The sequence below is a fragment of the Novosphingobium resinovorum genome, from assembly GCF_027922145.1.
In the GTDB taxonomy this organism is placed as follows: domain Bacteria; phylum Pseudomonadota; class Alphaproteobacteria; order Sphingomonadales; family Sphingomonadaceae; genus Novosphingobium; species Novosphingobium resinovorum.
In genome coordinates, this window is the sequence record NZ_BSFC01000044.1 from 236,258 (window position 1) to 260,590 (window position 24,333).

Consider the following 24,333-nt stretch of genomic DNA (forward strand, 5'->3'; position numbering starts at 1 on the left):
GCTTAAGTCCATGGCGAAACTGAGTTCCGTGAACAAGAATGAGCGTCGCAAGAAGCTCGTCAAGAAGTATGCAGGCAAGTACGAACGCCTCAAGGCGGTCGCTGACGATCAGTCGCTCGATGAAACCGAGCGTCTCATTGCTCGCCTGAAGCTGGCCGAGATCCCGCGCAACGCAAACCCCACCCGGGTTCGCAACCGTTGCGCCACGACCGGCCGTCCGCGCGGTTATTACCGCAAGTTCGGCCTGTGCCGCGTCGAGCTGCGTGATCTTGCCAACAAGGGCATGATCCCCGGCGTGACCAAGTCGAGCTGGTAAGGGTTAGAAGCAATGGCATTGACCGATCCCCTGGGTGATATGCTCACCCGCATCCGCAACGGCCAGCAGGCGAAGAAGGACTCCGTCCTGTCGCCGGCCTCGAAGCTGCGTGCGCGCGTCCTGGAAGTTCTCCAGCGTGAAGGCTACATCCGTGGCTTCTCCGACGACGCCACCGGCGCCCACCCGCAGCTGCGCATCGAGCTGAAGTACTTTGAAGGCGAAGCCGCCATCAAGCACATCGCTCGTGTCTCCAAGCCCGGCCGCCGCGTCTACTCGGGTTCCAAGGAACTCCCGGTTGTGCGCAACGGTCTCGGCATCACCATCGTCTCGACGCCGCGTGGCGTGCTCTCGGATGCCGAAGCACGTGCACAGAACGTCGGCGGCGAAGTGCTGGCGGAGGTGTTCTAATGAGCCGCATCGGTAAGAAGCCGGTGGCCGTTCCCAACGGCGTCACCGCCAACATCGACAACGGTGTTCTCTCGGTAAAGGGCCCCAAGGGCACCCTGACCCTGGGTCTGTCGGACCTCGTCACCTACTCGGTGGACGACGGTGCGATCGCCGTGCAGCCCATCGGCCAGTCGAAGCAGTCGCGCAGCCACTGGGGCCTTCAGCGCACCCTCGTGTCGAACCTGATCGAAGGCGTCACCAACGGCTTCACCAAGATCCTCGACATCAAGGGCGTCGGCTACCGTGCCGCTTCGCAGGGCAAGACCCTGAAGCTGCAGCTCGGCTACTCGCACGACGTCGACATCGCCGTGCCGGAAGGCATCGAGGTCAAGACCCCGGATAACACCACGGTCGAAATCTCGGGCATCGACAAGCAGAAGGTCGGCCAGCTTGCGGCCGAAATTCGCCGCTGGCGCAAGCCTGAGCCCTACAAGGGCAAGGGTATCGCCTACCGCGGTGAGTACATCTTCCGCAAGGAAGGGAAGAAGAAGTAATGGCAAAGCTGTCTCTCTTCGATCGCCGCGCGCGCCGCGTTCGCACCGCGCTCAAGGCCCGTTCGGGTGGTCGTCCCCGTCTGTCGGTGCACCGCACCGGCCGTCACATCTATGCGCAGATCATCGACGATGCGCAGGGCCACACCGTCGCTGCAGCCAACACGCTGGGCGCCAAGGGCACCGACCTCGACGCCGCGACCCGCGTGGGCAAGGAACTCGCCGAGGCCGCCAAGAAGGCGGGTGTTACCTCGGTCGTGTTCGACCGCGGTGGCTTCCTGTATCACGGCCGCGTCAAGGCGCTTGCCGAAGCCGCCCGTGAAGGCGGGCTGGAGTTCTGATCATGGCTGACGAAAACAACAACACGCAGCCGGTTTCGGCTGAAGCACCCCAGGGCGGCGCGCCGTTCGAGGGTAACCGCGAAGGCGGCCGTGGTCGTGGCGGCCGTGGCCGTGGCGGCAACGATCGCGGTGGTGAGCGCGGTGGCCGTGGCGGCCGTCGTGACGACCGTCGCGGCAACCGCAACGCCGACGAGGAGCAGGGTGAAGAGCTGATCGAAAAGCTCGTTCACATCAACCGCGTCTCCAAGACCGTCAAGGGCGGTAAGCGCTTCGGCTTCGCCGCGCTCGTCGTCGTCGGTGACGGCAAGGGCCGCGTGGGCTTCGGTCACTCGAAGGCCCGCGAAGTTCCCGAGGCGATCACCAAGGCGACTGCCTCGGCCAAGAAGAAGATGATCCGCGTCGCGCTGAAGGAGGGTCGTACCCTCCATCACGACGGCAAGGGCCACTTCGGCGCCGGCAAGGTGAACGTGCGTACGGCTCCGGCCGGTACGGGCATCATCGCCGGTGGTCCGATGCGCGCCGTGTTCGAGAGCCTGGGCGTCGCTGACGTCGTCACCAAGTCGGTGGGCACCTCGAACCCGTACAACATGATCCGCGCCACCTTCGACGCGCTGACCACGCAGACTTCGCCGAAGTCGGTGGCCCAGCGTCGTGGCAAGAAGATCGCCGACCTGCTTGGTCGCGGTGGTGCTACCGAGGTAGAGGCCGAGGCCGCTGCCGAAGCCATCGTGGAGTAAGCATCATGGCGAAGATCAAGATCCAGCAGATCGGTTCGCCGATCCGTCGCCCCGAGAGCCAGAAGAAGATCCTCATCGGTCTCGGCCTCGGCAAGATGCACCGTATCGTGGAGCGCGAAGACACCGCCGAAGTGCGCGGTGCCATCGCCAAGCTGCCGCACATGGTGAAGATCGTCGACTGAACCTTCACAGGTTCACGCTGAACGAGACAGAAGGGCCTCGGTGGAAACACCGGGGCCTTTTTGCGTGGGTGGCCGGCCCTTCGACAAGCTCAGGGTGACCCTTCGACAGGCTCAGGGAGAGCGGGGCTAAGTGCAAACCTCCCAATCCCGCTCAGGCTGAGCTTGTCGAAGCCCCAGGGGCATGGCGGGCCTTCCCGCAAGTAATGCTCTTCCAACCGCGCGCGGCTATGCTATTCGCGCCAGCTTCATCGGCGCCTCGGGCGCCACGGATTCCAATCGGGGACAGGTCTTGATCGGCAAGCGGCTTCTGACGGCCACCATCCTGTGCATGGGCGCGCTGACGACGGCCGCGTGCTCGGACGACGCGCCCAAGGGCAATCTCGGCGTCGAGGGCGCCTCGGTAACCCAATGCGGCGACCTGCGTGCGGATACCGCGTTCCTGGACAAGCTGCGCAAGGGTGACCGCTCGCTGCGCCGCAAGCTGAAGGACGGCAGCGCCAACGCCGTGGCGGAGGCACACAAGGCGCTCGACATGGGCGACTTTCGCCTGATTGCCGCGACGACGCCGACCGGCATCTCCACCGAGGCTTACGGCGTACAGTGCCGCATGCTTGGCGGCCTTTCGCCATGGACCGTGCGCGCGGTGGCCTTCGTGCCCGAGGGCAAGGTCGAGGGCGGGCAACAGAAGCCCGACGATACCGTCACCGGCTTCGGTCGCCGCTACAACGCCGCGATGCTGGCCGATCCGCGCTATCCTTATGCCGACGTGTGCCGGGCAGTGGACAAGGCGGGGCCGCAGCCTGCGCTTCCCGACAATTCCGATGCGGGCGTCGAGCAGCCTTATGGTTTCGCCGAACTGGGCGTCGCGCGCATGGAGCACGGGCTCGGCGCGGCGGCGCGGCGCGGCTCGATCCGGGATATCGGCATCCTGCTGGAGCGCGACCCCAAGGGCATCGACAAGCCCGATCTGTTCGGCTTGACGCCGCTCGCCTGGGCGGTCGCCTACCATCGCTGGCCTGCCGCGCAGGCGCTGCTGCGGGCCAAGGCAGACCCGATCGGCGGGACGTGCCAGACCACCATCGACCGCCAGTCGCCGCTGCAGATCGCGCGCGTGATGCGCTGGTACGGTGTCATCCGCGCGATGCGGCCGCTGGTGACCGAAGAGCAGTTCGCCAGTCTGCGCCAGAAGCCGCGCTGGGATGACGCCAGCCTCGTCGAGTTCAACCATGCGCTCACCGAACTCAAGGAGCGTTACGATACGCAGCTGAAAGCCAAGCCGTTCGGCCGCTACGACCTGAACTTCCAGGTGGACGAGCAGGGCAACACGACAGAGTGCAAGATGGATCCGGCATCCGTCTCGCCCGCGTTCGACAAGGAACTGTGCGGGCTGGCGGTGGAGATCGTGCGCTGGGCGCCTGCGCGCGACGCCTTCGGTACGCGGGTTCCGGAGAGCGCGAAGCTGCTGGTGGGCTTCGGCGGCGGCAGCTGAGGCTGTCCTACATCCCGTGATCCATGCGATAGCGGATGGGTGAGGGCAGCATCGCTCTCGCTCGCTTTTTCGTCATCCCCGCGAAGGCGGGGACCCAGCTGATGTTTTCGCAAGAGGCAATGTCAGGAGATGGGTTCCCGCCTTCGCGGGAATGACTGGTAGATGATACAGATGTGGATGGCGCTCCGAAGCGGGCAAGGGTGCACGCGAAAGGTCACAGGGAATGGTCGCAAGTCATTCTCTGTAAAGGAGCAATCTCGGGGTTTCGCAGGCTCTTCTGTGTAAACCCGGAAGGCGGTTGATCTGCTTTTCCCGAATCCGGGGTGACAAGCCTGCCCTCATCCGCTAGGGGCGCCGCTTCCTATCAGCGCGACTCAAAGCGAAAGCGAGTGCAGAACATGAAACTGAATGACATCCGTGACAACGCCGGCGCCCGTCACCGCCGCATGCGCGTCGGCCGTGGTATCGGCTCGGGCAAGGGCAAGACCTCGGGTCGCGGCCAGAAGGGTGCCAAGGCACGCTCGGGCGTTTCGATCAACGGCTTCGAGGGTGGCCAGATGCCGCTCCACATGCGCCTGCCGAAGCGCGGCTTCTCGAACAAGAAGTTCGCCAAGGACTTCGCGGAAGTGAACCTGGGCCTCGTCCAGAAGTTCATCGACGCTGGCAAGCTGGACATCGCTGGCGTGGTCGATCACGCGGCGCTCAAGGCCGTCGGCCTGGCCCGTGGCGGCAAGGACGGCGTGCGCCTCCTCGCCAAGGGTGAACTGACCTCGAAGGTCACCTTCAACGTTGCCGGTGCTTCGGCCGGTGCCGTTGCCGCGGTCGAAAAGGCCGGCGGTTCGGTGATCGTGCCCGCCAAGGAAGAGGCTGCGGCCTGATTTCCGGCGCGACACGCTAAGGCATAAGGAGAGGGCGGGCGCCGGGCGCTTCGCCCTCTCTTGCTGTAAGGTGTCGACAAATGTGATGCGCGAGCGGCACACTGGAGCCGATTCGTGCGGGACGGGTCTTCCCGACCTCGTTCCAATGTCTATATGGCCAGTTTCCTTCCCGGGTTCGACAAGGCAGGCATGAGCCGCTAAGGGCGAGTCCGATTAGATTCTTCGAGGCTTTTTAGAACGTCATGGCTTCACGCGCCGACAACATCGCCAGCACGCTCAGCCTGGCCAATTTCTCCAAGGCCACCGAGCTGAAGAACCGCATCTGGTTCACCATCGGCGCGCTCATCGTGTTCCGCTTTTTGAGCTTCGTTCCGCTGCCGGGTGTGAACCCGGTCGCGCTGCGCGATCTCTATCTGCAGACGCAGGGCGGCATCCTTGACCTGTTCAACACGTTCTCGGGCGGTTCGCTTTCGCGCATGAGCCTGATCGCGCTCGGCGTGATGCCGTACATCACCGCCTCGATCGTGGTGCAGCTGGCCGCCTCGCTCCATCCGGCGCTCGTCGCGCTGAAGAAGGAAGGCGAAGCCGGACGCAAGAAGCTCAACCAGTACACGCGCTACGGCACCGTGCTGCTGTGCATCGTGCAGGGCTACGCGATCGCCACCGGCCTCGAGGCGCTGTCGACCTCGCGCGGTCTTGGCGCCGTGGTCGATCCCGGCATCCCGTTCCGCGTCGGCGCGGTGATCTCGCTGATCGGCGGCACCATGTTCCTGCTGTGGCTGGGTGAGCAGATCACCTCGCGCGGGATCGGCAACGGCGTCTCGCTCATCATCATGGCAGGTATCGTCGCGCAGATGCCGACGTTCGCCAGCAACCTGGGCTCGGCCTACTCGGCGGGCGACACCGGTTCGATCCTTATCATCGCGCTGATCGCGCTGGTAGTGGCGATGATCCTGATGATCTGCTTCATGGAACGCGCCACGCGCCGCCTGCTGATCCAGTATCCCAAGCGCGCCACGCAGCGCGGCATGATGCAGGCCGACCGCAGCCACCTGCCGCTCAAGCTCAACACCGCCGGCGTGATCCCGCCGATCTTCGCCAGTTCGCTGCTGCTGCTGCCGCTGACGATCAGCCAGTTCGCCGGCAAGTCGCTGACGCCGGATTCGACGATGGGCAAGATCGTGGTCTCGCTCAACCAGTACCTGGGCCACGGCAAGCCGCTCTACATGCTGCTCTACGCAGCGGGCATCATCTTCTTCTGCTTCTTCTACACCGCAGTCGTCTTCAATCCGGAAGAGACCTCGGACAACCTGAAGAAGAACGGCGGCTTCATCCCGGGCATCCGTCCGGGCAAGAACACCGCAGTCTATCTCGACTACGTTCTGACGCGTATCACCGTGATCGGTGCGGCCTACTTGGTCATCGTCTGCACGGTGCCTGAGTACTTCCTGTCGATGACGGGCTTGCCGCTGCTGTTCATGGGTGGCACGAGTCTGCTGATCGTCGTCAACGTGACCGTGGATACGATCACGCAGATTCAGTCGCACCTGCTGGCGCACCAGTACGGCGACCTCATCAAGAAGGCCAAGCTGAAGGGCCGCATGCGCTGAGGCGCGTGCCGATAACGTAAAACCGAGGGGGATTCAGGGCGTGAACATTATCCTGCTGGGACCGCCGGGGGCGGGCAAGGGAACCCAGGCGCAGCGTCTCGTCGACAAGCATGGCATGCGCCAGTTGTCGACCGGCGACATGCTGCGCGCCGCGGTCAAGGCGGGGACGCCGACCGGACTCGAAGCCAAGGCGGTCATGGAGCGTGGCGAGCTGGTCTCGGACGCGATCGTGTCGGCGCTGATCGGGGACGAACTCGACGCGATGGGCGTGGATACCGGCGCCATCTTCGACGGCTACCCGCGGACCGAAGCGCAGGCGGAATCGCTCGACGGCATTCTCGAAGCGCGCGGCCGCAAGCTCGATCACGTGATCGAACTGGAAGTGAACGAGGACGCGCTGGTCGAGCGCATCACCGGCCGCTTCACCTGCGCCACTTGCGGCAAGGGCTACCACGACACCTTCGAGAAGCCGAAGGTCGAAGGCACTTGCGACAAGTGCGGCGGGCACGAGTTCAAGCGGCGTCCTGACGACAATGCCGAGACCGTGCGCACCCGCATGGCCGAGTACCGCGCCAAGACCGCGCCGATCCTGCCCGTCTACGAAGCGCGCGGCATTGTCGCCAAAGTCGACGGCATGGCGGACATGGACGAGGTGACGGCGGCGATCGAGGCGATCCTCGCGGGCTGATTCTGTTCCAGAGTGAAACGAGTAACGAAACCCGGAAAGTGGCTCAGGGCATTTTCCGGGTTTTTCGTTTTGTCGGCGCGGCGCAGGGGTAGGGATGACGTCAGCCATGCGATCTGGCATGGACGGTGTCGCGACATTGACGGGGCCTTCGCGGCCGGGCAGGGGCAGCTTTATGAAGTCTTTCGCATTTGCGCTGGCGACGGCCGGCATGGCGCTCGTTCCTTCGGCGGCAAGCGCGAGCGTCGCGCAAGTCGAGGCCAATGGCTTCGTCGTGCGCCATGTCGCGCAAGTTTCGGCGACGCCCGAGGAAACCTGGGCCGTGCTGGTGAAGCCATCGGTCTGGTGGGACTCCGATCACACCTGGTCCGGCGATGCCGCGAACCTCACGCTCGATGCACGGGCGGGCGGCTGCTTCTGCGAAGTGCTGCCCAACGAAAGCTCGCCCAAGGCAACGCCGCGCGGCAGCGTCGAGCACATGCGCGTGATCTACGTGGAGCGCGGCCGCGCCCTGCGCATGAGCGGGGCGCTCGGCCCGCTGCAGTCGGACGCGGCGATCGGCACGCTGACCGTGCAGCTCAAGCCGGACGGGAAGGGCGGTACGCAGGTCCTGCTTGAATACGTCGTGGGCGGCTTCACCCGCACCCCGTTCGAGAAACTGGCGCCGGCGGTCGATGGCATGCTCGGCGGACAGCTCCAGCGCCTGACCGGAAAGCTGGGCGGCGCCTTCGCGGCGGCCTTCCCGAAGATCGAGACGGACGTTGCCGACCCGCCTGCCGAGGAGCATGCAGCGTCGGATCCTGCGGCCGGGCTCGACATCGTGCCGCTTTCGAGCAAGCCGACGACCAGTGACGGGCCGCTCGTCGGACGCTAGGTCCGATGCGTGCGGTGCCGCCATGGGACAGGGCCGGGTGCTACGCACTTTGACTGGCCTCGTGATTTGCGTTAAACAGGCATGACAGGCGCGACATCCGCCCCGTCGATCAGGCGGAGGGCGGCGCCCGGTCGATGCCGCAGGCGTTGACGCGGAACGTTGACTCTGCGCGCGAATCGTTTTAAGCGCCCCCTTCACTCGTCAGTAAACGGCAGTCCGGAAGGCCCATACCGCGTGTCCAAAGCACCCGCGTGTAACCGCCAACCGGGCCTTTTGCCATTTCACTTCCCCGAGTGTTTTCGCGATGAGATGGAGGTGCGCGCTCGCACCTCTGTGGAGCAGGAGAATTAAGTGGCTCGTATTGCAGGGGTAAATCTCCCCACCAACAAGCGCGTTATCATCGCGCTGACGTATATCCACGGCATCGGCCGTACCAAGGCTCTCGAGATCGCCGACAAGCTCGGTATCGATCACACCCGCCGTATCCAGGATCTCTCGGACGCCGAAGTGCTCCAGATCCGTGAGACCATCGACGCCGACCACACGGTCGAGGGTGACCTTCGTCGCGAGACCGCGATGAACATCAAGCGCCTGATGGACCTCGCCTGCTACCGCGGCCTGCGTCACCGCAAGGGTCTGCCGGTTCGTGGCCAGCGCACGCACACCAATGCGCGCACCCGCAAGGGCAAGGCCAAGCCGATCGCCGGCAAGAAGAAGTAAGCCGAGGGAGCCGTTAAGGCTTTCGGTTTCCCGCAGCGATAATTCGACAGGATATACGATATGGCACGCGAACCTCAGCGCATTAAGCGCCGCGAGCGCAAGAACATCACGAGCGGCATCGCCCACGTGAATGCTAGCTTCAACAACACCATGGTGACCATCACCGACGCCCAGGGCAACGCGATTTCGTGGTCCTCGGCCGGCATGATGGGCTTCAAGGGCAGCCGCAAGTCGACCCCGTACGCCGCTCAGGTGGCCGCGGACGACGCCGGCAAGAAGGCCGCCGAGCACGGCGTCCGCACCCTCGAAGTCGAAGTCAAGGGCCCGGGTTCGGGCCGCGAGAGCGCCCTGCGCGCCCTCGCTGCCGTGGGCTTCACGATTACCTCGATCCGCGACGTCACGCCGATTCCGCATAACGGCGTGCGTCCCTCGAAGCGCCGCCGCGTCTGATCGAGCTAATGCGGGCGGTGACCGGTCACCGCCCGTCTTCGGAACGTCCCGGGCCTCTCCACCAGGCCTTCGGGACGCAACCGCCATCACTCCCAGGGGAAGTCCATGACTGTCAACATCAAGAACTGGCAGGAACTCAAGAAGCCGAACAGCCTTGAGATCAAGCCGGGACCAGACCCCAAGCTGAAGGCGACCTTCGTCGCCGAACCTCTCGAGCGCGGCTTCGGCCTGACGCTCGGCAACGCGCTGCGTCGCGTGCTGCTCTCTTCCCTCCAGGGCGCGGCGATCACCTCGATCAAGATCGAGAACGTGCTCCACGAATTCTCGTCGCTCGCAGGCGTGCGTGAAGACGTCACGGACATCGTCCTGAACGTCAAGCAGATCGCGCTCAAGATGCAGGGCGACGGTCCGAAGCGCCTCCAGCTTTCGGCAACCGGTCCGGCCGCCGTCACCGCCGGCGACATCGCCGTCACCGGTGACATCGAGGTCATGAACAAGGATCTCGTGATCTGCCACCTCGACGATGGTGCGACGCTCAACATGGAGCTGACCGCCGACTCGGGCAAGGGTTACGTCCCCGCCGTGTCGAACCGTCCGGTCGACGCGCCGATCGGCCTGATCCCGGTCGACTCGCTCTACTCGCCGGTTCGCCAGGTGAGCTACAAGGTCGAGAATGCCCGCATCGGCCAGGAGCTGGACTTCGACAAGCTCAACCTGACGGTCGAGACCGACGGCACCGTGACCCCTGAAGATGCCGTGGCTTATGCCGCGCGCATTCTGCAGGACCAGCTGGCGCTGTTCGTCCACTTCGAGGACATCGCCCCGGTTGGCGCCTCGCCGATGATCGGCGTGGCTGTTGGCGGCGCGGCGGCTTCGGAAGAGAGCGACACCAACCAGCTCAACCGTTACCTTCTCAAGAAGGTCGACGAGCTGGAACTGTCGGTCCGTTCGGCCAACTGCCTCAAGAACGACAACATCATCTACATCGGCGATCTGGTCCAGAAGACCGAAGCCGAGATGCTGCGCACGCCGAACTTCGGCCGCAAGTCGCTCAACGAGATCAAGGAAGTGCTTTCCTCGATGGGTCTGCGCCTCGGCATGGACATCCCGGGCTGGCCGCCCGAGAACATCGAAGAGATGGCCAAGAAACTCGAGCAGGAACTGCTCGGCTGATTGGACCTTCGGGTTTCGAAATGAAGAGGGCCTCGCGGGTGACTGCGGGGCCTTTTTCTTTGGGGTACGATCTCCCGCATCGAACCTTTGTGCGTCATCCCCGCGATAATGCTCTACGTTTGACGGAATGATCGAATCGCCCAACGCATTGAAATCTGCAGGCCGCTTCACCATCGCGGCGCGGCTCAGGAGCTTCATCTTCGCATGGCGCGGCCTGCGCTGGCTGGTTTACAACGAGCACAATGCGCGGGTGCACCTGGCGGCGTCGATTGTCGCGATCGGGGCAGGGCTGTTCCTGAATATCTCCGCAAACGACTGGCGCTGGCTGTTGCTGGCGATAGGGCTGGTCTGGCTGGCCGAAGCCTTCAACACCGCCTTCGAGCAGATGTGCGACCGGGTCGAACCGAACTTTGATCCGGTCATCGGCCGGATCAAGGACATCTGTGCCGGAGCGGTGCTGATGGCATCGATCGTGGCCGCAGGTATCGGACTTCTGACGCTTGGCCCGCCGGTTTGGGCGATGCTCGACGGCATCCGCCCTTGACTCCCGCCCCGTTTTCGTATTGAGGGCGCGCTTCACAAATACGTGAACAGGCTTTGGGCGATGGTCTAACCACATCGCCCGGCAGGCAGTACCTTGAACGGCTGCCTGACGAACGGAGTAAAGAATATGCGTCATAAGATGGGCGGCCGCAAGCTGCAGCGCAAGTCCGGCCACCGCGCAGCCCTGCTGCGCAACCTGGCCGCAGCGCTGATCAAGCACGAGCAGATCCAGACCACCACGCCGAAGGCGAAGGAACTGCGTCCCTACATCGAGAAGCTGATCACGCTCGCGAAGAAGGGCGGCCTTTCGAACCGTCGTCTCGCGCACGCGCGCATTCTCGACGAAGCGCAGGAAAAGAAGCTGTTCGAAGTCCTCGCCGAGCGCTTCGCCGGTCGCGAGGGTGGCTACACCCGCATCATCAAGGCCGGCTACCGCGCTTCGGACGCCGCTCCGATCGCGATCATCGAACTGGTCGACCGCGACGTCGATGCCAAGGGCCAGGACTCCGGCCCGGTGCACACCGACGCCGAGGAATTCGCCGAGGCGTAAGCCACTCGGCGTCCCTGACGGGATAGAGAAGCGGTCGCGGACTTCGGTTCGCGGCCGCTTTTTCATGCGAGCTTTCCCCGGAACGCCGATGTGCTAGACAGCATGCTCAAAAGCAGGGTCGGGAGGATGTGTGAAGACTAGCGGTCTGCAGGTGCTGGCGGCGCTCTTGCTGTCGGGGGCGGCGACGCCCATCTGGGCAGGGCCTATGTCCGACATCAGCTATCCACAGACCCGCCGCGACACTGTCGTAGAGACCCAGTTCGGCGAGGCCATCGCCGATCCCTATCGCTGGCTCGAGGATGACGTAAGACATTCCTCCGAAGTCGCCGACTGGGTGAGCCGTGAGAACGCCGTCACCGAAGACTATCTGACCGCACTCCCCCAGCGCGCGCAGTTCCAGCGCCGCATCCGCGCCTTCATGGATTACGAGCGCTTCGGCATCCCGGTGAAGGCGGGCGGCAGCTACTTCTACACCCGTAACACCGGCCTGCAGAACCAGGCGCAGTTGTTCGTACGCAAGGGGCTGGACGGCAAGCCGCGCTTGCTGCTCGATCCCAACGCCTGGGCGAAGGACGGGGCGACGGCACTCGATTCCTGGGAGCCCTCGCAGAAAGGCCGCTACCTGCTGTATAGCGTTCAGGACGGCGGCAGCGACTGGCGCATCCTGCGCGTGATCGACGTCAAGACCGGCGAGCCGCTACAGGACGAGGTGCGCTGGGCCAAGTTCACGGGCCTCTCATGGGTGGGCGAGGAAGGTTTCCTCTATTCGCGCTTCCCCGAGCCGAAGGAAGGCGTGGCGTTCCAGTCGCTGAACTACAACCAGGCCGTGTATTTCCACCGCATCGGCACGGCTCAGGACGCGGACGAACTGGTCTACGCGACGCCCGACGCGCCCGATCTGGGGCATGTGGCGGACGTGACGCAGGACGGGCGCCTGGCGCTCATCACCAGCCACGTCGGCACCGATGCGCGCTACGAAGTGCGGGTGATCGATCTCGACAAGCGCAAGCGCGACGGATGGAAGGCAGTGCCGCTCGTCTCCGGTTTCACCGATGACTGGAAGCTGGTCGAAGGTGCCGGGCGGAAGCTGTGGTACGTGACCAACCGGAACGCGCCGCGCTATCGCCTCGTCGGCATCGATCTCGATACGCCCAAGGCCGAGTGGACCGAGATCGTCGCCGAGCGCGAGGATATTCTGGAGCGCGCCGGGATCGTCGGGGACCGGCTCGTCCTCAACTACATGCGCGATGCGGCGAGCCATGCGGAAATCCTGGCGCTCGACGGCAGTGTAGGCAAGACGCTGTCGCTGAACGGCATCGGCACCGCTTCGGGCTTTCGCGGGAGGCCGGGCGATCCGGAGACGTTCTACGCCTTCACCAGCTTCAACTGCCCGGCATCTATCTACCGGATGGATCTGGCGACCGGGGTGACGACGCCCTTCGCGACGCCGAAGATGTGCTACGATCCGGGTGCCTACGTGGTCGAGCAGCGCTTCTTCACGTCGAAGGACGGCACCCGCGTACCGATGTTCATCGTGCGCAGCCGCGTGGTGGCCAAGGCGAAGCAGCCGGTGCCGACGCTGCTCTATGGATATGGTGGCTTCGACGTTTCGCTGACCCCCGGCTTCTCGGCGACGCGCATGGCGTGGCTGGAGGCGGGCGGGGCCTTCGCGCTGGCGAACCTGCGCGGCGGCGGCGAGTACGGGCGCGAGTGGCACGATGCGGGGCGGCGGCAGAACAAGCAGAACGTCTTCGACGACTTCATCGCGGCGGGCGAGTTCCTGGTGAGCGAGGGCATCGCGAAGAAGGATGGGCTCGCCATTCAGGGCGGCTCGAACGGTGGCCTGCTGGTGGGCGCGGTGGTCAACCAGCGGCCGGACCTGTTCGCGGCGGCGGTCGCGCAAGTGGGCGTCATGGACATGCTGCGCTTCGACCGCTTCACGGCCGGGCGTTACTGGACCGACGACTATGGGAGGCCGGACCGGGAAGACGACTTCAAGGTCCTGCGCGCCTATTCGCCCTACCACAACATTCGCGAGGGTGCGCAGTATCCGGCGATCCTGGTTACTACGGCGGACACCGACGACCGCGTGGTGCCCGGGCACTCGTTCAAGTACACGGCGGCGCTGCAGCACGCGAACCTCGGGGCCAGGCCGCGTCTCATCCGCATCGAGACCCGCGCCGGACACGGCTCAGGAAAGCCCACGGACAAGGCGATCGAGGAGGGTGCGGACATCCTTGCCTTCGTCGCGCAGTGGACGGGGCTGCGCCTTTCGGCCGAAGCCAGTGTCGCTCAGGCCGGAGAGCCGACCGCCGCGACGCCGTGAAGCGGTTCATGCATAGGACAGCATGAGCGGCGTACGTTCCGTGACTTGGGCGGCGCGGACCGTGCGCGCCGGATAGGGTTTCTCCCGATGAAGATGTTGCGTTCGCGTGCCGCCGTATCCCTTGCCGCGCTCGCGGTGCTTTGCGTCACCGCCACGCCGGTTCTCGCACACGGCCGGGACGAGTGGAGGGGCCATCGCCACTATCGCGGCGGCGGCATCGATGGCGGGGACCTTCTGGCCGGGCTGCTGGTCGTCGGCGGGGTTGCCGCGATCGCTTCTGCCGTCAGCAAGAACAGCGCCGACAAGCGTGGCGGCGAGCCCGCGCCCTATCGCTATCCGGGCGGCCCGGAAGCGGGGGACGATGCGGACTATGGCGCGCCGCCGGCCGACAATGGCGATACCGCACCATATCCGGGCGGCCCGGTGAGCGGCCGCGACTATTCGGACGAGCCTGCCGGGGCCGGATCGCTGGGCGGCGCGGTCGACGCCTGTTCTGCGGAACTCGAGCGCGGTGACAAGCGCGTCGAATCGGTGGACTCGGTACGCCGCATGGGCGAGCGCTACAGCGTCGAGGGGCGCCTGCAGGACGGCCGCCCGTTTGCCTGCAGCGTCGATGGCTCGGGGCACATTCGCTCGGTGGCCGTCGATGGGCATGGCATGATCTGAGCCGAAACGCCCGCGCGGTATCGACGCGCGCGGGCGTTGCGCTTCAGACAGTTTTCCGGAATATCGACTCCTGATTTGAAATGGCGAACTGCTTGAGCGGTTGCCAGTGGTCGTGCCCGGCGCCTTTCGTGTCGGCACGGCCGAGAGGAGAGCCGGGAACGTGAACACCGAGGCCGCCGCCGACACCGTTGCAGACCTTCCGGGGGATGCACAGACGTTCCCCAGCCTCATTCGGGCTGTCGCTGCCGCCTATGGCGATGCCGTCGCGGTGACGCTGGAGGAAGGCGAGGAGACGGTGGCCTGCGTCACTTATCGCGAGCTTGAGGCGCGTTCGGCCATGCTGGCGCGCGGGTTGCTGGCGCGCGGGATCGGCAAGGGGGCGCGGGTCGGCTTCATTCACGGCAACGGACCGGAATTCGCGGTGATGCTGGCGGCGGTGAGCAGGATCGGCGCCGTCGCAGTGCCGATCAGCACGATGATCCGCGCCAACGAACTGGTCCGCGTGCTGCGCCAGTCGGATGTGCACGGGCTCATCCTCCAGCGCACCATGCTCGGCAAGGACTACGTCGAGCGCGTGCTGGAGGCGCTCCCCGAACTGGACGGGCAGGAGAGCGGCGCGCTGCGGCTTGGCAGGGCGCCGTACTTGCGCTGGATCGCCTCGGACGGAGAGGGATTGCCTCCCGGCATCGCACCGCTCGACTGGCTGACCGAGGCCGCGCGGACGGTTGGCGAAGACCTGCTGCGCGAGGTCGAATCCGAAGTCCATCCTACCGACCAGATGGTCGAGATCTACACCTCCGGCTCGATGGCGCTGCCCAAGGGCGTGCGCCATGCCCATGGCCCGGTCTGCTTCCGCAGCCATACCATGCGCGAGATGATGGGCCATGTGCCCGGGAAGCGCGTGGCTTGCATCCTGCCGATGTTCTGGGTCGGCGGCATGATGATGTACCTCGTGCCCGGGCTGGAAGCAGGGGCGACTGTCGTGTGTACGGAGCGCACGCTCTCCAACAGCCGCTTCGCGATGGGCTCGGTGCTCGCCGAGGAAGACCTTGCGGCGATGCGCGGGCCGAAACCCTGGTGGGGCCTCGGCATGAGCGAGACCCTGGGACCCTATTCCTGGGGCGACGATTTCCGCGCGGCCGGTCGGCCGGTCTGCGCGCCAATGGACCATTTCGCCCCGGGTTACGAGATCCGCATCGCCGATGCCGATAACCGCCCCGTGGCGACGGGTGAGGTGGGAGAGATGCAGGTGCGCGGCTATCCCGTCGCGAGCGGCCTCCACAAGATCGAGCGGGCCGAGCATTACACACCCGACGGCTACTATCGCACCGGCGACATGTGCATGGTGGAGGAGCGTGCGGTGGGCAGCCGGGTCCACTTCGTCGGGCGCGGCGGGGACATGATCAAGGTGTCGGGCTCCAACGTGTCGCCCGCCGAAGTGGAGATGGAATTGCAGTCGCTCGACGGAGTGCATACCGCCTACGTGGTCGGTCTGCCCGATCGGGAGCGTGGCGCGCTGCTGGTTGCTGCGGTGATCGCGCGCGAAGGTGCCGAGCCGGACTTCGCCGTCATCGAGGCCGAGTTGCGTCAGCGGCTCTCCAGCTACAAGGTCCCGCGTGCCTATGTGCCGATGGGACGCGACGAGGTGCCGCTGCTGCATTCCAACAAGGTGGCCCGGCGCGAGCTGGCGCGAATGATGGAAGACCGGCTTGGCCGGACCCCATGAGAAAGGGCAGTACGTTCACCTTATTGAACAGGTGTGTCTATTGACGAACTGGGGGCGTTGCCCATAGGCCAAGGCAGTTCGAAATATCGAAAGCAGCCATGTCGCGTTCCTCTCCCGGTGTTGCCCGCGTGGCGGCCATCCTCAACTTCATCGCCGACCATCCCGGGCAGGCGTTCGCGCTGACGGATCTGGTGCGGGCACTCAAGTTGAGCCGGGCAACCTGCCATGCGCTGCTGACCGGGCTCGTCGACGTCGGCTATCTCTACCGCACGACCGACAAGACTTACGTGCTCGGCCCGGCGCTCGCGGCGATCGGGCGCACGGCGGCGGCGCACTTCTCGCCGCTTCAGGTCGCGCAGCCCGAGATGCGCAGCCTCGCTGACGAATTCGACGTGGTCTGCGGCGCCTACTTCCTCGAAGGCGACGTGATCCACTTACGCGAGCGTGCGGCCTCGCTCAGCCATATCGGTTATCCGGTCCCGCTGGGCACGCGCATGCCGCTGCGCTGGATCCAGGCCATGACCTTTTTCGCCCGCTCCGCCCGCGACGCTGATGCATGGGTGTCGCGCGCGGATCCGCCGCTGGGGGAGGAGCAACTCGGGCAGTTCCGTGCCGGGCTGGAGTTCGTCCGCACGCATGGCTACGTCGCGCTGCTGCGGCGTCCGGGCAGCGAGGAGGAACTGGGCGTTCGGTCGGGCACCGAAGACCCGCCGGTCGTCCCGTTGCTTGAGGTCGATGTGCAGCGGGTCTATCCGCTCGTGGCGCTGATGGCGCCGATCTACGACAGCCGAAACCGGGTGATGATGGCGCTCGTCATGGCGGGCTTCCACGGCGCGATGAATGGCACGGCGCTGGCGCAGGCCGGTTCGCGACTCGCCGAGGCCAGCGCCCGGATTTCCGGCTTCCTCGCCGGCGGCGGCGAGGACGACTGAATCCTGCACGGCGGGTTCGTTCGCGCGCTTTGGCAAAATCCTGATAATCAAACACCGCTTGGGCGAGGTTCACTTCGCTTGACCGCGTCTTGCTGTCCGCATATCAATTATCGCGAAAATAAATTCGCGATGTCGAACTTATCGATAATCAGGCATCGCCAGGCGGGAGAGAGGCTGTGTCTGACGTGATCGTTGCCCCGGAAACGCGGGATCTTGCCGAACTTGCCGGACGGCTCGAACGCTGGCTCGGTGGACGGCTCCCGGCGGCGAGCGCGATTTCGGTCACGGGCCTCGCCTACCCGCGCGGGGCGGGCCAGAGCCACGAGACGATCCTGTTCGACGCCCACTGGACCGAGGGTGGGCATCGGCACACGCAGGGCTGTGTCGTGCGCATCAAGCCGCAGGCCTTCACCGTCTTCCCCGACACCCTGTTCGACGAGCAGTATGCGATCATGAAGCTGCTGTCGGACGAGGGGCTGGTGTGCGTGGCAAGGCCGCTGTGGTTCGAGGAGGACCCGTCGATCCTCGGCAATCCGTTCTTCGTCATGGAGAAGAAGCAGGGCCGCGTTCCCGTCTCGATCCCGCCTTACGGCCGCGAAGGCTGGCTGCATGATGCCGCGCCGGAGCAACGCCGCCGTTTGTGGCGCAGTGCGGTGGAGCAGCTGGCTGCGATTCAGCGAGTGCCGGTGGCCAAGGCGGGGTTTCTCGGCGGCAAGGGTGCCGCCGGGCACGGGCTGGCTCAGGAATGGGACAAGTATCAGCGCTTCACCGCCTGGCTTGAGGAAGTCGCGCCGCAGCCGGTGCTGCGCGATGCTATGGCAAGGCTGGAGGGCGCTTGGCCGGTCCACGATCCGGAAGGGATCGTCTGGGGCGACGCGCGCATCGGCAACATGATGTTCGACGACGACTTCCAGGTCGTCGCGGTGATGGACTGGGAACAGCCTTCACTGGGCGGGGCGCTTCACGACCTTGCGTGGTTCTGCACTTTGTCCGAGACGATGCATGGCCGCAACTCGACTTACGGTGCCTGGCTCGAAGGTATGGGCACGCGCGAGGAGACGATCGCGCTGTGGGAGAAGATCAGCGGCAAGTCGGCTGCGGGCCTCGAATGGTACGAGGATTTCACGCACTTCAAGATGACCTGCACCGGTGTGCGCCTTGGGCAGCTGCGCGGCACGGCGATGATGGACGAGGCGGCGATGCGGCGGCGGTTGAAGGTCGCCTAATCGTCCTCGCCGGGGTGGAGGGGCAGGCCGAGCGACCAGTGGATCGCCGCACCACGCAGGCCGAACCCGGCGAGCACCGCGATTGCCCAGGTCGTCGGTGCCGGGAGCCCGGCGGCGATGCCCCCCGCCGCGACCCCGGCGGCAAGGGCGGCTGCCGTGACGTAAAGCTCGGGTCGCATCAGGATCGACGGCTTGCCTGCCAACACGTCGCGCACGATACCGCCGATGCAGCCGGTGATTACCCCCATCAGCACGGCGGGAACCGGCGGCACGCCCCAGTGCAGCGCCTTGATCGTGCCGAACACCGCATAGACGGCGAGGCCCAGCGCATCGGCCCATTCGAGGATGCGGCCGCGCCACCAGCGCACCGGCGTGAACCACGCGAGCAGCGCAACGCCAAGGCACACCGGCGCGACCAGCGGATCGTGCACCCAGAACACCGGCGCGCCGATCAGCAGGTCGCGCAAGGAGCCGCCGCCGACGCCGGTGATCAGCGCGAAGAAGGCCACCGTCACGAAAGTCTGGCGCAGTTGCGCTGCGGCCAACGCGCCCGTCAGTGCGAACACGGCGATACCCAGAAGGTCGAGGGCGGGCGGCAGGGCAGGGGAAGCCGGGATCATGGCTCGCCTCCTAGCACGCTGCGCGGTCCTTGACCCATGGCGTTTTTACGATACACAAAGGATCATAAAAACGGGGGAAGGGCACGTGTCCTACGAGAAGGCCGACTGGTACACCGACATTTCGCTGGTGGACGATCCGCACGCCTATTTCGACTATCTTCGCGCGCAGGGCCCGGTGGTGCCGTTGCCCTATCGGGGAGCAGTGGCGGTGGTCGGCTACGAGGAGACCGTAAAGGTCGCGCTCGACACCGAGCACTTCTCCGAGATCAATGGCGTGACCGGCGGCATGGTCGACCTGCCTTTCGTGCCCGAGGGCGACGACATCGGCGACCAGTTGGAGGCCCATCGCAGCCAGATCGCCTTCGCCGACCAGATCGTCTGCGAGCAGGGCGCCCGCCATGCCGATTTGCGCTCGATCCTCTCCCGCTTGTTCACGCCGAGCCGGTTGAAGCAATTGCAGCCCCAGCTTGCGGCGACGGCGGAGGGGCTGATCGACGAGTTCCACCGGGACGGGCGCGTCGACATGGTGCGCCAGTACGGAGGGCCTTACGGAGCGCTGGTGATCTCCGACCTGCTGGGGCTCTCGCAGGCCACGCGTGGCCGGTTCCGCAAGCTGCTGGAAGGCGCGATCCCCGTGCCGATGGACGCCACGCACGAGGAGATGATGAAGAATCCGCTTGTACCCGTGGGCAAGGAGCTGTTCGGGCTCATCGCGCGGCGACGGCTGGCCAATCACCGCCTGGTGCGCCCCCTGCTACGCCCGTTTCGCGTACTGCTGGCGCAGGAGGATATCCTCAGCGAACTGGCAAAGGCGACCTTTCCCGATGGTTCCAGACCGTCGCTCGTCGATGTGACCGGGCTCGCGGCATTCCTGTTCGGGGCCGGGCAGGATACTACCAATCGCTTGCTCGCGAACGGCTTCAAGGTCATCGCGACGCGGCCCGACATCCAGGCCGAACTGCGCCGCGATCCCGCGCGTATTCCCGACTTCATCGAGGAACTTCTGCGCTACGACGGCTCGGTAAAGAGTGCAGGACGGCTCTGCCGCAAGAGTACCACGCTCGGCGGCGTCGAGATCAAGGCCGGCACGCCCATTCTCATGAGCCATATGGCCGCCAATCGCGACCCGGCGCGGTTTCCCGACCCGAGCCGCTTCGACATGGACCGGCCGCGGATCAAGGAGCACCTCGCCTTCGGGCGCGGTCCGCACACTTGCATCGGCGCTCCGCTTGCCCGGCGCGAGGTCGCCGTCAGCATCGAACGCCTGCTGGCACGCATGGACAACATCCGGCTTTCCGGGGAGCAACATGGCCCCGAAGGCGCACGCAGATTCGAATATGAGCCGACTTACGTGTTGCGCGCGCTAAAGGCCCTGCACCTGGAGTTCGATCCGCTGTGAGCCGCCCCTCCCCGTCGTTTTTGGAACGGGGAGGAGATGCTAAACCCGCATTACGACCCGCCCGAACGGATGCCCTTCCGCGACGAAGCGGTGCGCCTCCACGGCGTCGGCCAGACCGAACTCTCGGTCGATCGGCATGGCCAGTTCGCCGGCGTGGGCTTTCGAAAATAGGTCTGCAAGCAGTGCGTGGACGCGCGGCGTGTGCATGTCGCGGCCGAACGAGATGCCGGTCACCTGCATGGCCTTGCGGATCAGTTCGAAGAATCCGAAGCTGGGCAGCGTACCTTCCGCCGCGCCGACCACTGCATAACGTCCGTGCCCGCGCAGAGCCTCGACGAGCGCGTCCTTGCCCGCCCCGCCTGCGAGGTCGAGAGCGAGGTCCACGCCCTTGCCCGCGGTGATTTCCCTGCAGCGCGCGGCAATGTCCTCGCGCCGGTAGTCGATACCGTGCGTCAGGCCGAAAGGGTCAATCCGCGCGAGGCGTTCGGGGCTGGATGCGGTGCCGATCACGATGGCGCTCGCCTGCGATGCAAGCTGCACGGCGGCAAGCCCGACGCCGCCCGCCGCGCCCTGGATCAGCACGGTTTCTCCCGCGACCAGTCCACCGTAAGTGAACAGCGCGTCGTAGGCCGTCCCGAAGGCGATCGGCACCACCGCGGCAAGGGTAAGGTCCATGCCGTCCGGAACCGGATAGGCGTAAGTCTCGGGCACCGCGAACAGTTCGGCGTGGCTGCCGTTCCAGTTGAAGCCGACGACGCGGTCGCCGGGCGCGAAGCGCGTCACTTCGGCGCCCACCGCCGCGACCGTCCCCGCCGCCTGATAGCCGGGCACGAAGGGTGTGCGGGCGGGCGGCGTGTGGATGCGGTTGAGCAGGTCGCCGCCTTCGATCGAGATCACTTCGACCCGGATGAGCACGGTCCGCGGACCTACCGCCGGATCGGGCTGTTCGCCGAAGTGCATGACCTCGGGGCCGCCGTTCTCTTTGTACCAGACTGCCTTCATCGTGCTCTCCCGTGTCTTGTCGGCTTCTCCTGCCAGTTGCGACGCATGGGGCGCATCTGGTCAATCGGAGAGGGTCGGAACCGCTGCCGGAAGCAAGCGAGGCGCATCACGGCGTGAAGCGGAAATAGGCCATCACGCGCGCGCCGTAGTGGCGGTCGGTCCAGCGAGTGAGCGGATCGACCTCGTCCTTCCCGATCGAGGTGCCGGAATAGCGCAGCCCCAATGCGTAGTTGGAGTCAGTGTACTCGGCCCCGACGTGGTGATCGAGGTAGTCCCCGCCCGGACGCAGGCGTAACGCGCGCGGATCGCCGTTGGAGGAGCCGCTGGTGTGGCCGACCCCGCCGTAAAGCGTCACCGGCGTGCCCGGAATGCTCGCCGAAAGCTGGGCGTCGAGGTAGAGGTTGCTGCCGCCGATGGCATCCTGCGAGGGCGCGAAGGCGGCGCCTAGCACCAGCTGCGCCGGGCCGAGCGTGCGCGCGACTTCGCCGGTCAGTTCGCCATAACTCGTCCCCGAATGGCCGACGAAGACATTGCCGCGCAGACCGGCGGAGAAATCCCAGCCCCCGCTGCGCAAGGTATAGCGCGGCGCGACCGTCAGGCCGAGATCGGCGCCGCCATGGCGTGCGGCATCGCGCAGGGTCACCGCGTCGAAGTCGATCCCAAGGTCGTATGTCAGCGGCACCGAGGCCGAGGCGCCGAGCGCGGCCTTGCCGCCGCTGCTGCTCAGGCCCCGGTCGCGGTGATCGGTTTCGGCCTCGAAGGACAGGGTGGAACCGGCTGACTGCGCATGGGCGTCAGAAAAAACGAGGCCGCCGCAGATCGCGACGGCCAGGCAGAAGATATATCGCATGCGATTGATCTAGCAGTCTTTCCCGTGTCTGTCCGTCAATTCGCGGCGAAGTGATGCGCGGCGTCGATGGCGGCGAGGGCATGCTCGCGGTCGGTGCTTGCGGCTTCGGCCAGATGCGCGGCGATGGCGGGCGTCTTGTCATCGACGAGCCGCGCGAGCTGGGCGTCGCGGCTGCGGCAGTCGCCGGGTAGCTGGCGGGTGAAAGTCTCCTTGCCGGGCAGCGCTGCGGTCAGGGCATGGGCGCCATCGGCGATGACGCGTTCGACCGAGACACTTGCGGTCATCACGCAGCGCTGCGTGCTCTGGCGTGCGGGCGGGGCAATGCCGATGGTGCGCATGCTGGTCTCGACACGGGCGCGGTAGTCGATGCTGTAAGTGCTGCCGCGGTGGTCGAGGCTCACGCTATGGACGGGCGCGGCGGCGGTGGCGGCAGCGAAAGCGGCAAGGGCGATCAGGCTCATGGTTCCTCCCAAAAATGCCTAAATATTAGGCAATAATGCACAATCCTTGTGCAATCGGAGGTAGGAGGCAATTGCTGCCCGCTTGTTGCCGAACGGTGATGATCTCTGTTCAGCGCTTTACGGTAATCGAGGCGGTGCCGTCCGCCCAGACCGGCAGATAGAGGCCGCGGCCTGCCGCCTGGATACGTCCGGTGCGGGTGCGTGTCACCTCGGCGCGGACGACGAGGTCGCCTTCGCGCTTGTCCTCGATCGCGCGGCCGATCTTGCCGAGGAGTTTGCCATAATCCTTCTCGAAATTCTGCGCCAGCGCGCCCGCGATCGTCGCGCTCATGCCCGGCGTGTTGGCGAGGCGCAGGATCAGGTCGCCGCCGCGCATGTCGGTGGTGCCGCTGACCTCGAAATCCTCGAAGCCGATCCGGCGCGAATCCTCGGCATTGACGGGCACGCCGGTCATCCAGACGGTGCCTTTGGTTGCACCGAGCTTGCCCGCTTCGTCGCGCGCGGTGAAATCGAGGCCGACGGCGATGCGCCCGCCGGTGGTGCCGTAGATCGTGGCCTTGTGGAAATCGGTACGCACCGGGCCGACGCCGGGCACTGCGAAGGGGCGTGTGGAGCGCTTGCGCAGCGCCTTCATCAGCACCGGTTCCAGTTCATGGTAATCGGCGACGACCGGGATGAAGAAGGCGAGGCGACCGGCCTGTGCTTGCAACGGCTTGACCCGCGGCAGCGGGGTCGGCGCGGGGTCATCGGGCCGCCGACCGACGAAGGTTTCGGTCACCGCCTTCACGCCGAGGCGCAGCAGCATACGTTTGCCGTCGAGTTCGTAGCCGCCGTACTGCAGTTCGGTGGGTTTCACGCGCATCCACACCGGCGGGTTCTCGCGGTTGAGCGACAGGGTGGTGAAGGCCGAGTTCCACGCCTGCTCGACCTGGCGGCGCAGTTGCAGGCGGCCGAGCTGGCCGGGCAGTTCACGCTCCAGCTTGGCTATCACCGGGGCCAGCTTGCGGTCGGCCTTTTCGGTGAAGTCGATGCGCTGGCCGAGAAATTCCGCATGCGGGGAGTTGGTCCAGTCATAGCGGATGTCCACGGTCCCGCGCGGCGTCCAGTCGTCGGCGAGGGTGATGCGCACGGTGGCTTCCGCCACGGCGTCGGCGGTTGCGGTCTCGCGCTTGAGCATGCCGCCGATGTCCTCGGCGCGCAGGACGGCGTGGAGCGGCATCGTCAGGCGGATTTCCTTGCCGCGCCCGGCGAAAGTCATCGGGCCGCGGGTCACGTCCCCGACGATCCGGCACTTGAGCGCCGGGGTCTTGAGGGTGGTGATGCCAAGATCGACCTGCTTCGACTTCACGCAAGTCTGGCCGGGCTTGTCGATGGTCCAGAGGGTGCGGGGTATCTCCCGGTCGAGCGCGGCGGCGAGTTCGGTGAGGTCCGCCGTGACCGGGACGGTGATGAGCGACGCCTGCGGTTCGATCCGGATTTCGTCATGGGCGCGCGGCGGGGGCTGGAAGCGTTCGCGCTTGCAGGCGGTGAGTGCGAGGGTGCCCGCCAGAACCGGCAGGATAATGCGCAAGGCCATGCGTGAAACGCCCCGTGGAACCATAGTCGCGGTGAAATTCGCGAGCGGCGGGCGGGTTCCAAT

27 protein-coding genes are annotated in these 24,333 nt (G+C 65.8%); 22 read left to right on the plus strand and 5 right to left on the minus strand.

Features of this window, described 5'->3' with window-relative positions; translation table 11 throughout:
* Positions 1-10 precede the first annotated feature (10 nt).
* The 21 genes from rpsN to PKE80_RS23885 all read left to right on the plus strand — a co-directional run bounded on the left by rpsN (position 11) and on the right by PKE80_RS23885 (position 18,362).
* Positions 11-316, plus strand: a complete 306-nt coding sequence (rpsN, locus tag PKE80_RS23785) for a 30S ribosomal protein S14 (RefSeq protein ID WP_008828225.1) — start codon at positions 11-13, stop codon at positions 314-316.
* Between the two features lie 12 nt (positions 317-328).
* On the plus strand, positions 329-724 hold the full coding sequence (gene rpsH, locus PKE80_RS23790; protein WP_008828224.1) for a 30S ribosomal protein S8: 396 nt from the start codon (positions 329-331) through the stop codon (positions 722-724).
* The gene (rplF, locus tag PKE80_RS23795; protein ID WP_008828223.1) at positions 724-1,257 is read left to right on the plus strand and encodes a 50S ribosomal protein L6; all 534 of its coding nucleotides are present in this window, start codon (positions 724-726) and stop codon (positions 1,255-1,257) included. Before rpsH ends, rplF begins: the two co-directional genes overlap by 1 nt.
* On the plus strand, positions 1,257-1,595 hold the full coding sequence (rplR, locus tag PKE80_RS23800) for a 50S ribosomal protein L18 (RefSeq protein ID WP_008828222.1): 339 nt from the start codon (positions 1,257-1,259) through the stop codon (positions 1,593-1,595). Before rplF ends, rplR begins: the two co-directional genes overlap by 1 nt.
* Before the next feature lie 2 nt (positions 1,596-1,597).
* Entirely contained in the window at positions 1,598-2,332 is a 735-nt protein-coding gene (rpsE, locus tag PKE80_RS23805) for a 30S ribosomal protein S5 (protein WP_008828221.1), read from the plus strand.
* A 5-nt stretch (positions 2,333-2,337) separates the two neighbouring features.
* Positions 2,338-2,514: a 50S ribosomal protein L30 gene (gene rpmD / locus PKE80_RS23810; RefSeq protein WP_008828220.1), complete on the plus strand. Its 177-nt coding sequence runs from the start codon at positions 2,338-2,340 to the stop codon at positions 2,512-2,514.
* Between the two features lie 181 nt (positions 2,515-2,695).
* Positions 2,696-4,003: an ankyrin repeat domain-containing protein gene (locus tag PKE80_RS23815; protein ID WP_271184625.1), complete on the plus strand. Its 1,308-nt coding sequence runs from the start codon at positions 2,696-2,698 to the stop codon at positions 4,001-4,003.
* Between the two features lie 398 nt (positions 4,004-4,401).
* Positions 4,402-4,881 carry a 50S ribosomal protein L15 gene (rplO, locus tag PKE80_RS23820; RefSeq protein WP_271184626.1) on the plus strand — a complete coding sequence of 160 codons (480 nt, stop codon included), beginning with the start codon at positions 4,402-4,404 and terminating at the stop codon, positions 4,879-4,881.
* A gap of 242 nt (positions 4,882-5,123) precedes the next feature.
* On the plus strand, positions 5,124-6,491 hold the full coding sequence (gene secY, locus PKE80_RS23825; RefSeq protein WP_008831159.1) for a preprotein translocase subunit SecY: 1,368 nt from the start codon (positions 5,124-5,126) through the stop codon (positions 6,489-6,491).
* 40 nt (positions 6,492-6,531) lie between these two features.
* Positions 6,532-7,179 (plus strand): adenylate kinase, encoded by a 648-nt coding sequence (locus PKE80_RS23830; RefSeq protein ID WP_008831160.1) that lies wholly within the window; start codon positions 6,532-6,534, stop codon positions 7,177-7,179.
* 172 nt (positions 7,180-7,351) lie between these two features.
* Positions 7,352-8,050 carry an SRPBCC family protein gene (locus PKE80_RS23835; protein ID WP_271184627.1) on the plus strand — a complete coding sequence of 233 codons (699 nt, stop codon included), beginning with the start codon at positions 7,352-7,354 and terminating at the stop codon, positions 8,048-8,050.
* A gap of 351 nt (positions 8,051-8,401) precedes the next feature.
* Positions 8,402-8,770 carry a 30S ribosomal protein S13 gene (gene rpsM / locus PKE80_RS23840; RefSeq protein ID WP_008831162.1) on the plus strand — a complete coding sequence of 123 codons (369 nt, stop codon included), beginning with the start codon at positions 8,402-8,404 and terminating at the stop codon, positions 8,768-8,770.
* A 60-nt stretch (positions 8,771-8,830) separates the two neighbouring features.
* On the plus strand, positions 8,831-9,220 hold the full coding sequence (gene rpsK / locus PKE80_RS23845; RefSeq protein ID WP_008831163.1) for a 30S ribosomal protein S11: 390 nt from the start codon (positions 8,831-8,833) through the stop codon (positions 9,218-9,220).
* A gap of 105 nt (positions 9,221-9,325) precedes the next feature.
* Positions 9,326-10,393 carry a DNA-directed RNA polymerase subunit alpha gene (locus tag PKE80_RS23850; protein WP_036527247.1) on the plus strand — a complete coding sequence of 356 codons (1,068 nt, stop codon included), beginning with the start codon at positions 9,326-9,328 and terminating at the stop codon, positions 10,391-10,393.
* 148 nt (positions 10,394-10,541) lie between these two features.
* Entirely contained in the window at positions 10,542-10,937 is a 396-nt protein-coding gene (locus PKE80_RS23855) for a diacylglycerol kinase family protein (RefSeq protein WP_036527314.1), read from the plus strand.
* Between the two features lie 126 nt (positions 10,938-11,063).
* The gene (gene rplQ / locus PKE80_RS23860; RefSeq protein WP_036527248.1) at positions 11,064-11,486 is read left to right on the plus strand and encodes a 50S ribosomal protein L17; all 423 of its coding nucleotides are present in this window, start codon (positions 11,064-11,066) and stop codon (positions 11,484-11,486) included.
* 205 nt (positions 11,487-11,691) lie between these two features.
* Entirely contained in the window at positions 11,692-13,812 is a 2,121-nt protein-coding gene (locus PKE80_RS23865) for a prolyl oligopeptidase family serine peptidase (protein WP_271184784.1), read from the plus strand.
* Between the two features lie 87 nt (positions 13,813-13,899).
* Entirely contained in the window at positions 13,900-14,478 is a 579-nt protein-coding gene (locus tag PKE80_RS23870) for a hypothetical protein (RefSeq protein WP_271184628.1), read from the plus strand.
* A gap of 160 nt (positions 14,479-14,638) precedes the next feature.
* Positions 14,639-16,204 carry a class I adenylate-forming enzyme family protein gene (locus PKE80_RS23875; RefSeq protein WP_271184629.1) on the plus strand — a complete coding sequence of 522 codons (1,566 nt, stop codon included), beginning with the start codon at positions 14,639-14,641 and terminating at the stop codon, positions 16,202-16,204.
* Between the two features lie 98 nt (positions 16,205-16,302).
* Positions 16,303-17,136: an IclR family transcriptional regulator gene (locus PKE80_RS23880; RefSeq protein WP_271184630.1), complete on the plus strand. Its 834-nt coding sequence runs from the start codon at positions 16,303-16,305 to the stop codon at positions 17,134-17,136.
* 176 nt (positions 17,137-17,312) lie between these two features.
* Positions 17,313-18,362 carry a phosphotransferase family protein gene (locus PKE80_RS23885; protein ID WP_271184631.1) on the plus strand — a complete coding sequence of 350 codons (1,050 nt, stop codon included), beginning with the start codon at positions 17,313-17,315 and terminating at the stop codon, positions 18,360-18,362.
* On the opposite strand, the gene PKE80_RS23890 is transcribed toward PKE80_RS23885, so the two are convergent.
* On the minus strand, positions 18,359-18,982 hold the full coding sequence (locus PKE80_RS23890) for a trimeric intracellular cation channel family protein (protein WP_271184632.1): 624 nt from the start codon (positions 18,980-18,982) through the stop codon (positions 18,359-18,361). The genes PKE80_RS23885 and PKE80_RS23890 overlap by 4 nt on opposite strands.
* Positions 18,983-19,067: 85 nt before the next feature.
* On the opposite strand from PKE80_RS23890, the gene PKE80_RS23895 reads away from it, so the two are divergent.
* Complete coding sequence (locus PKE80_RS23895) at positions 19,068-20,381, plus strand: cytochrome P450 (RefSeq protein WP_271184633.1); 1,314 nt, start codon at positions 19,068-19,070, stop codon at positions 20,379-20,381.
* 39 nt (positions 20,382-20,420) lie between these two features.
* On the opposite strand, the gene PKE80_RS23900 is transcribed toward PKE80_RS23895, so the two are convergent.
* The 4 genes from PKE80_RS23900 to PKE80_RS23915 form a co-directional block, all read right to left on the minus strand.
* Positions 20,421-21,383 carry a quinone oxidoreductase family protein gene (locus tag PKE80_RS23900; protein WP_271184634.1) on the minus strand — a complete coding sequence of 321 codons (963 nt, stop codon included), beginning with the start codon at positions 21,381-21,383 and terminating at the stop codon, positions 20,421-20,423.
* Between the two features lie 106 nt (positions 21,384-21,489).
* Positions 21,490-22,233 carry a TorF family putative porin gene (locus PKE80_RS23905; RefSeq protein WP_271184635.1) on the minus strand — a complete coding sequence of 248 codons (744 nt, stop codon included), beginning with the start codon at positions 22,231-22,233 and terminating at the stop codon, positions 21,490-21,492.
* Positions 22,234-22,268: 35 nt separating this feature from the next.
* A complete protein-coding gene (locus PKE80_RS23910) occupies positions 22,269-22,694 on the minus strand; it encodes a hypothetical protein (RefSeq protein ID WP_271184636.1) in 426 nt (141 codons plus the stop codon).
* 109 nt (positions 22,695-22,803) lie between these two features.
* Positions 22,804-24,270: a DUF4403 family protein gene (locus PKE80_RS23915; protein WP_271184637.1), complete on the minus strand. Its 1,467-nt coding sequence runs from the start codon at positions 24,268-24,270 to the stop codon at positions 22,804-22,806.
* Between the last annotated feature and the right edge of the window lie 63 nt (positions 24,271-24,333).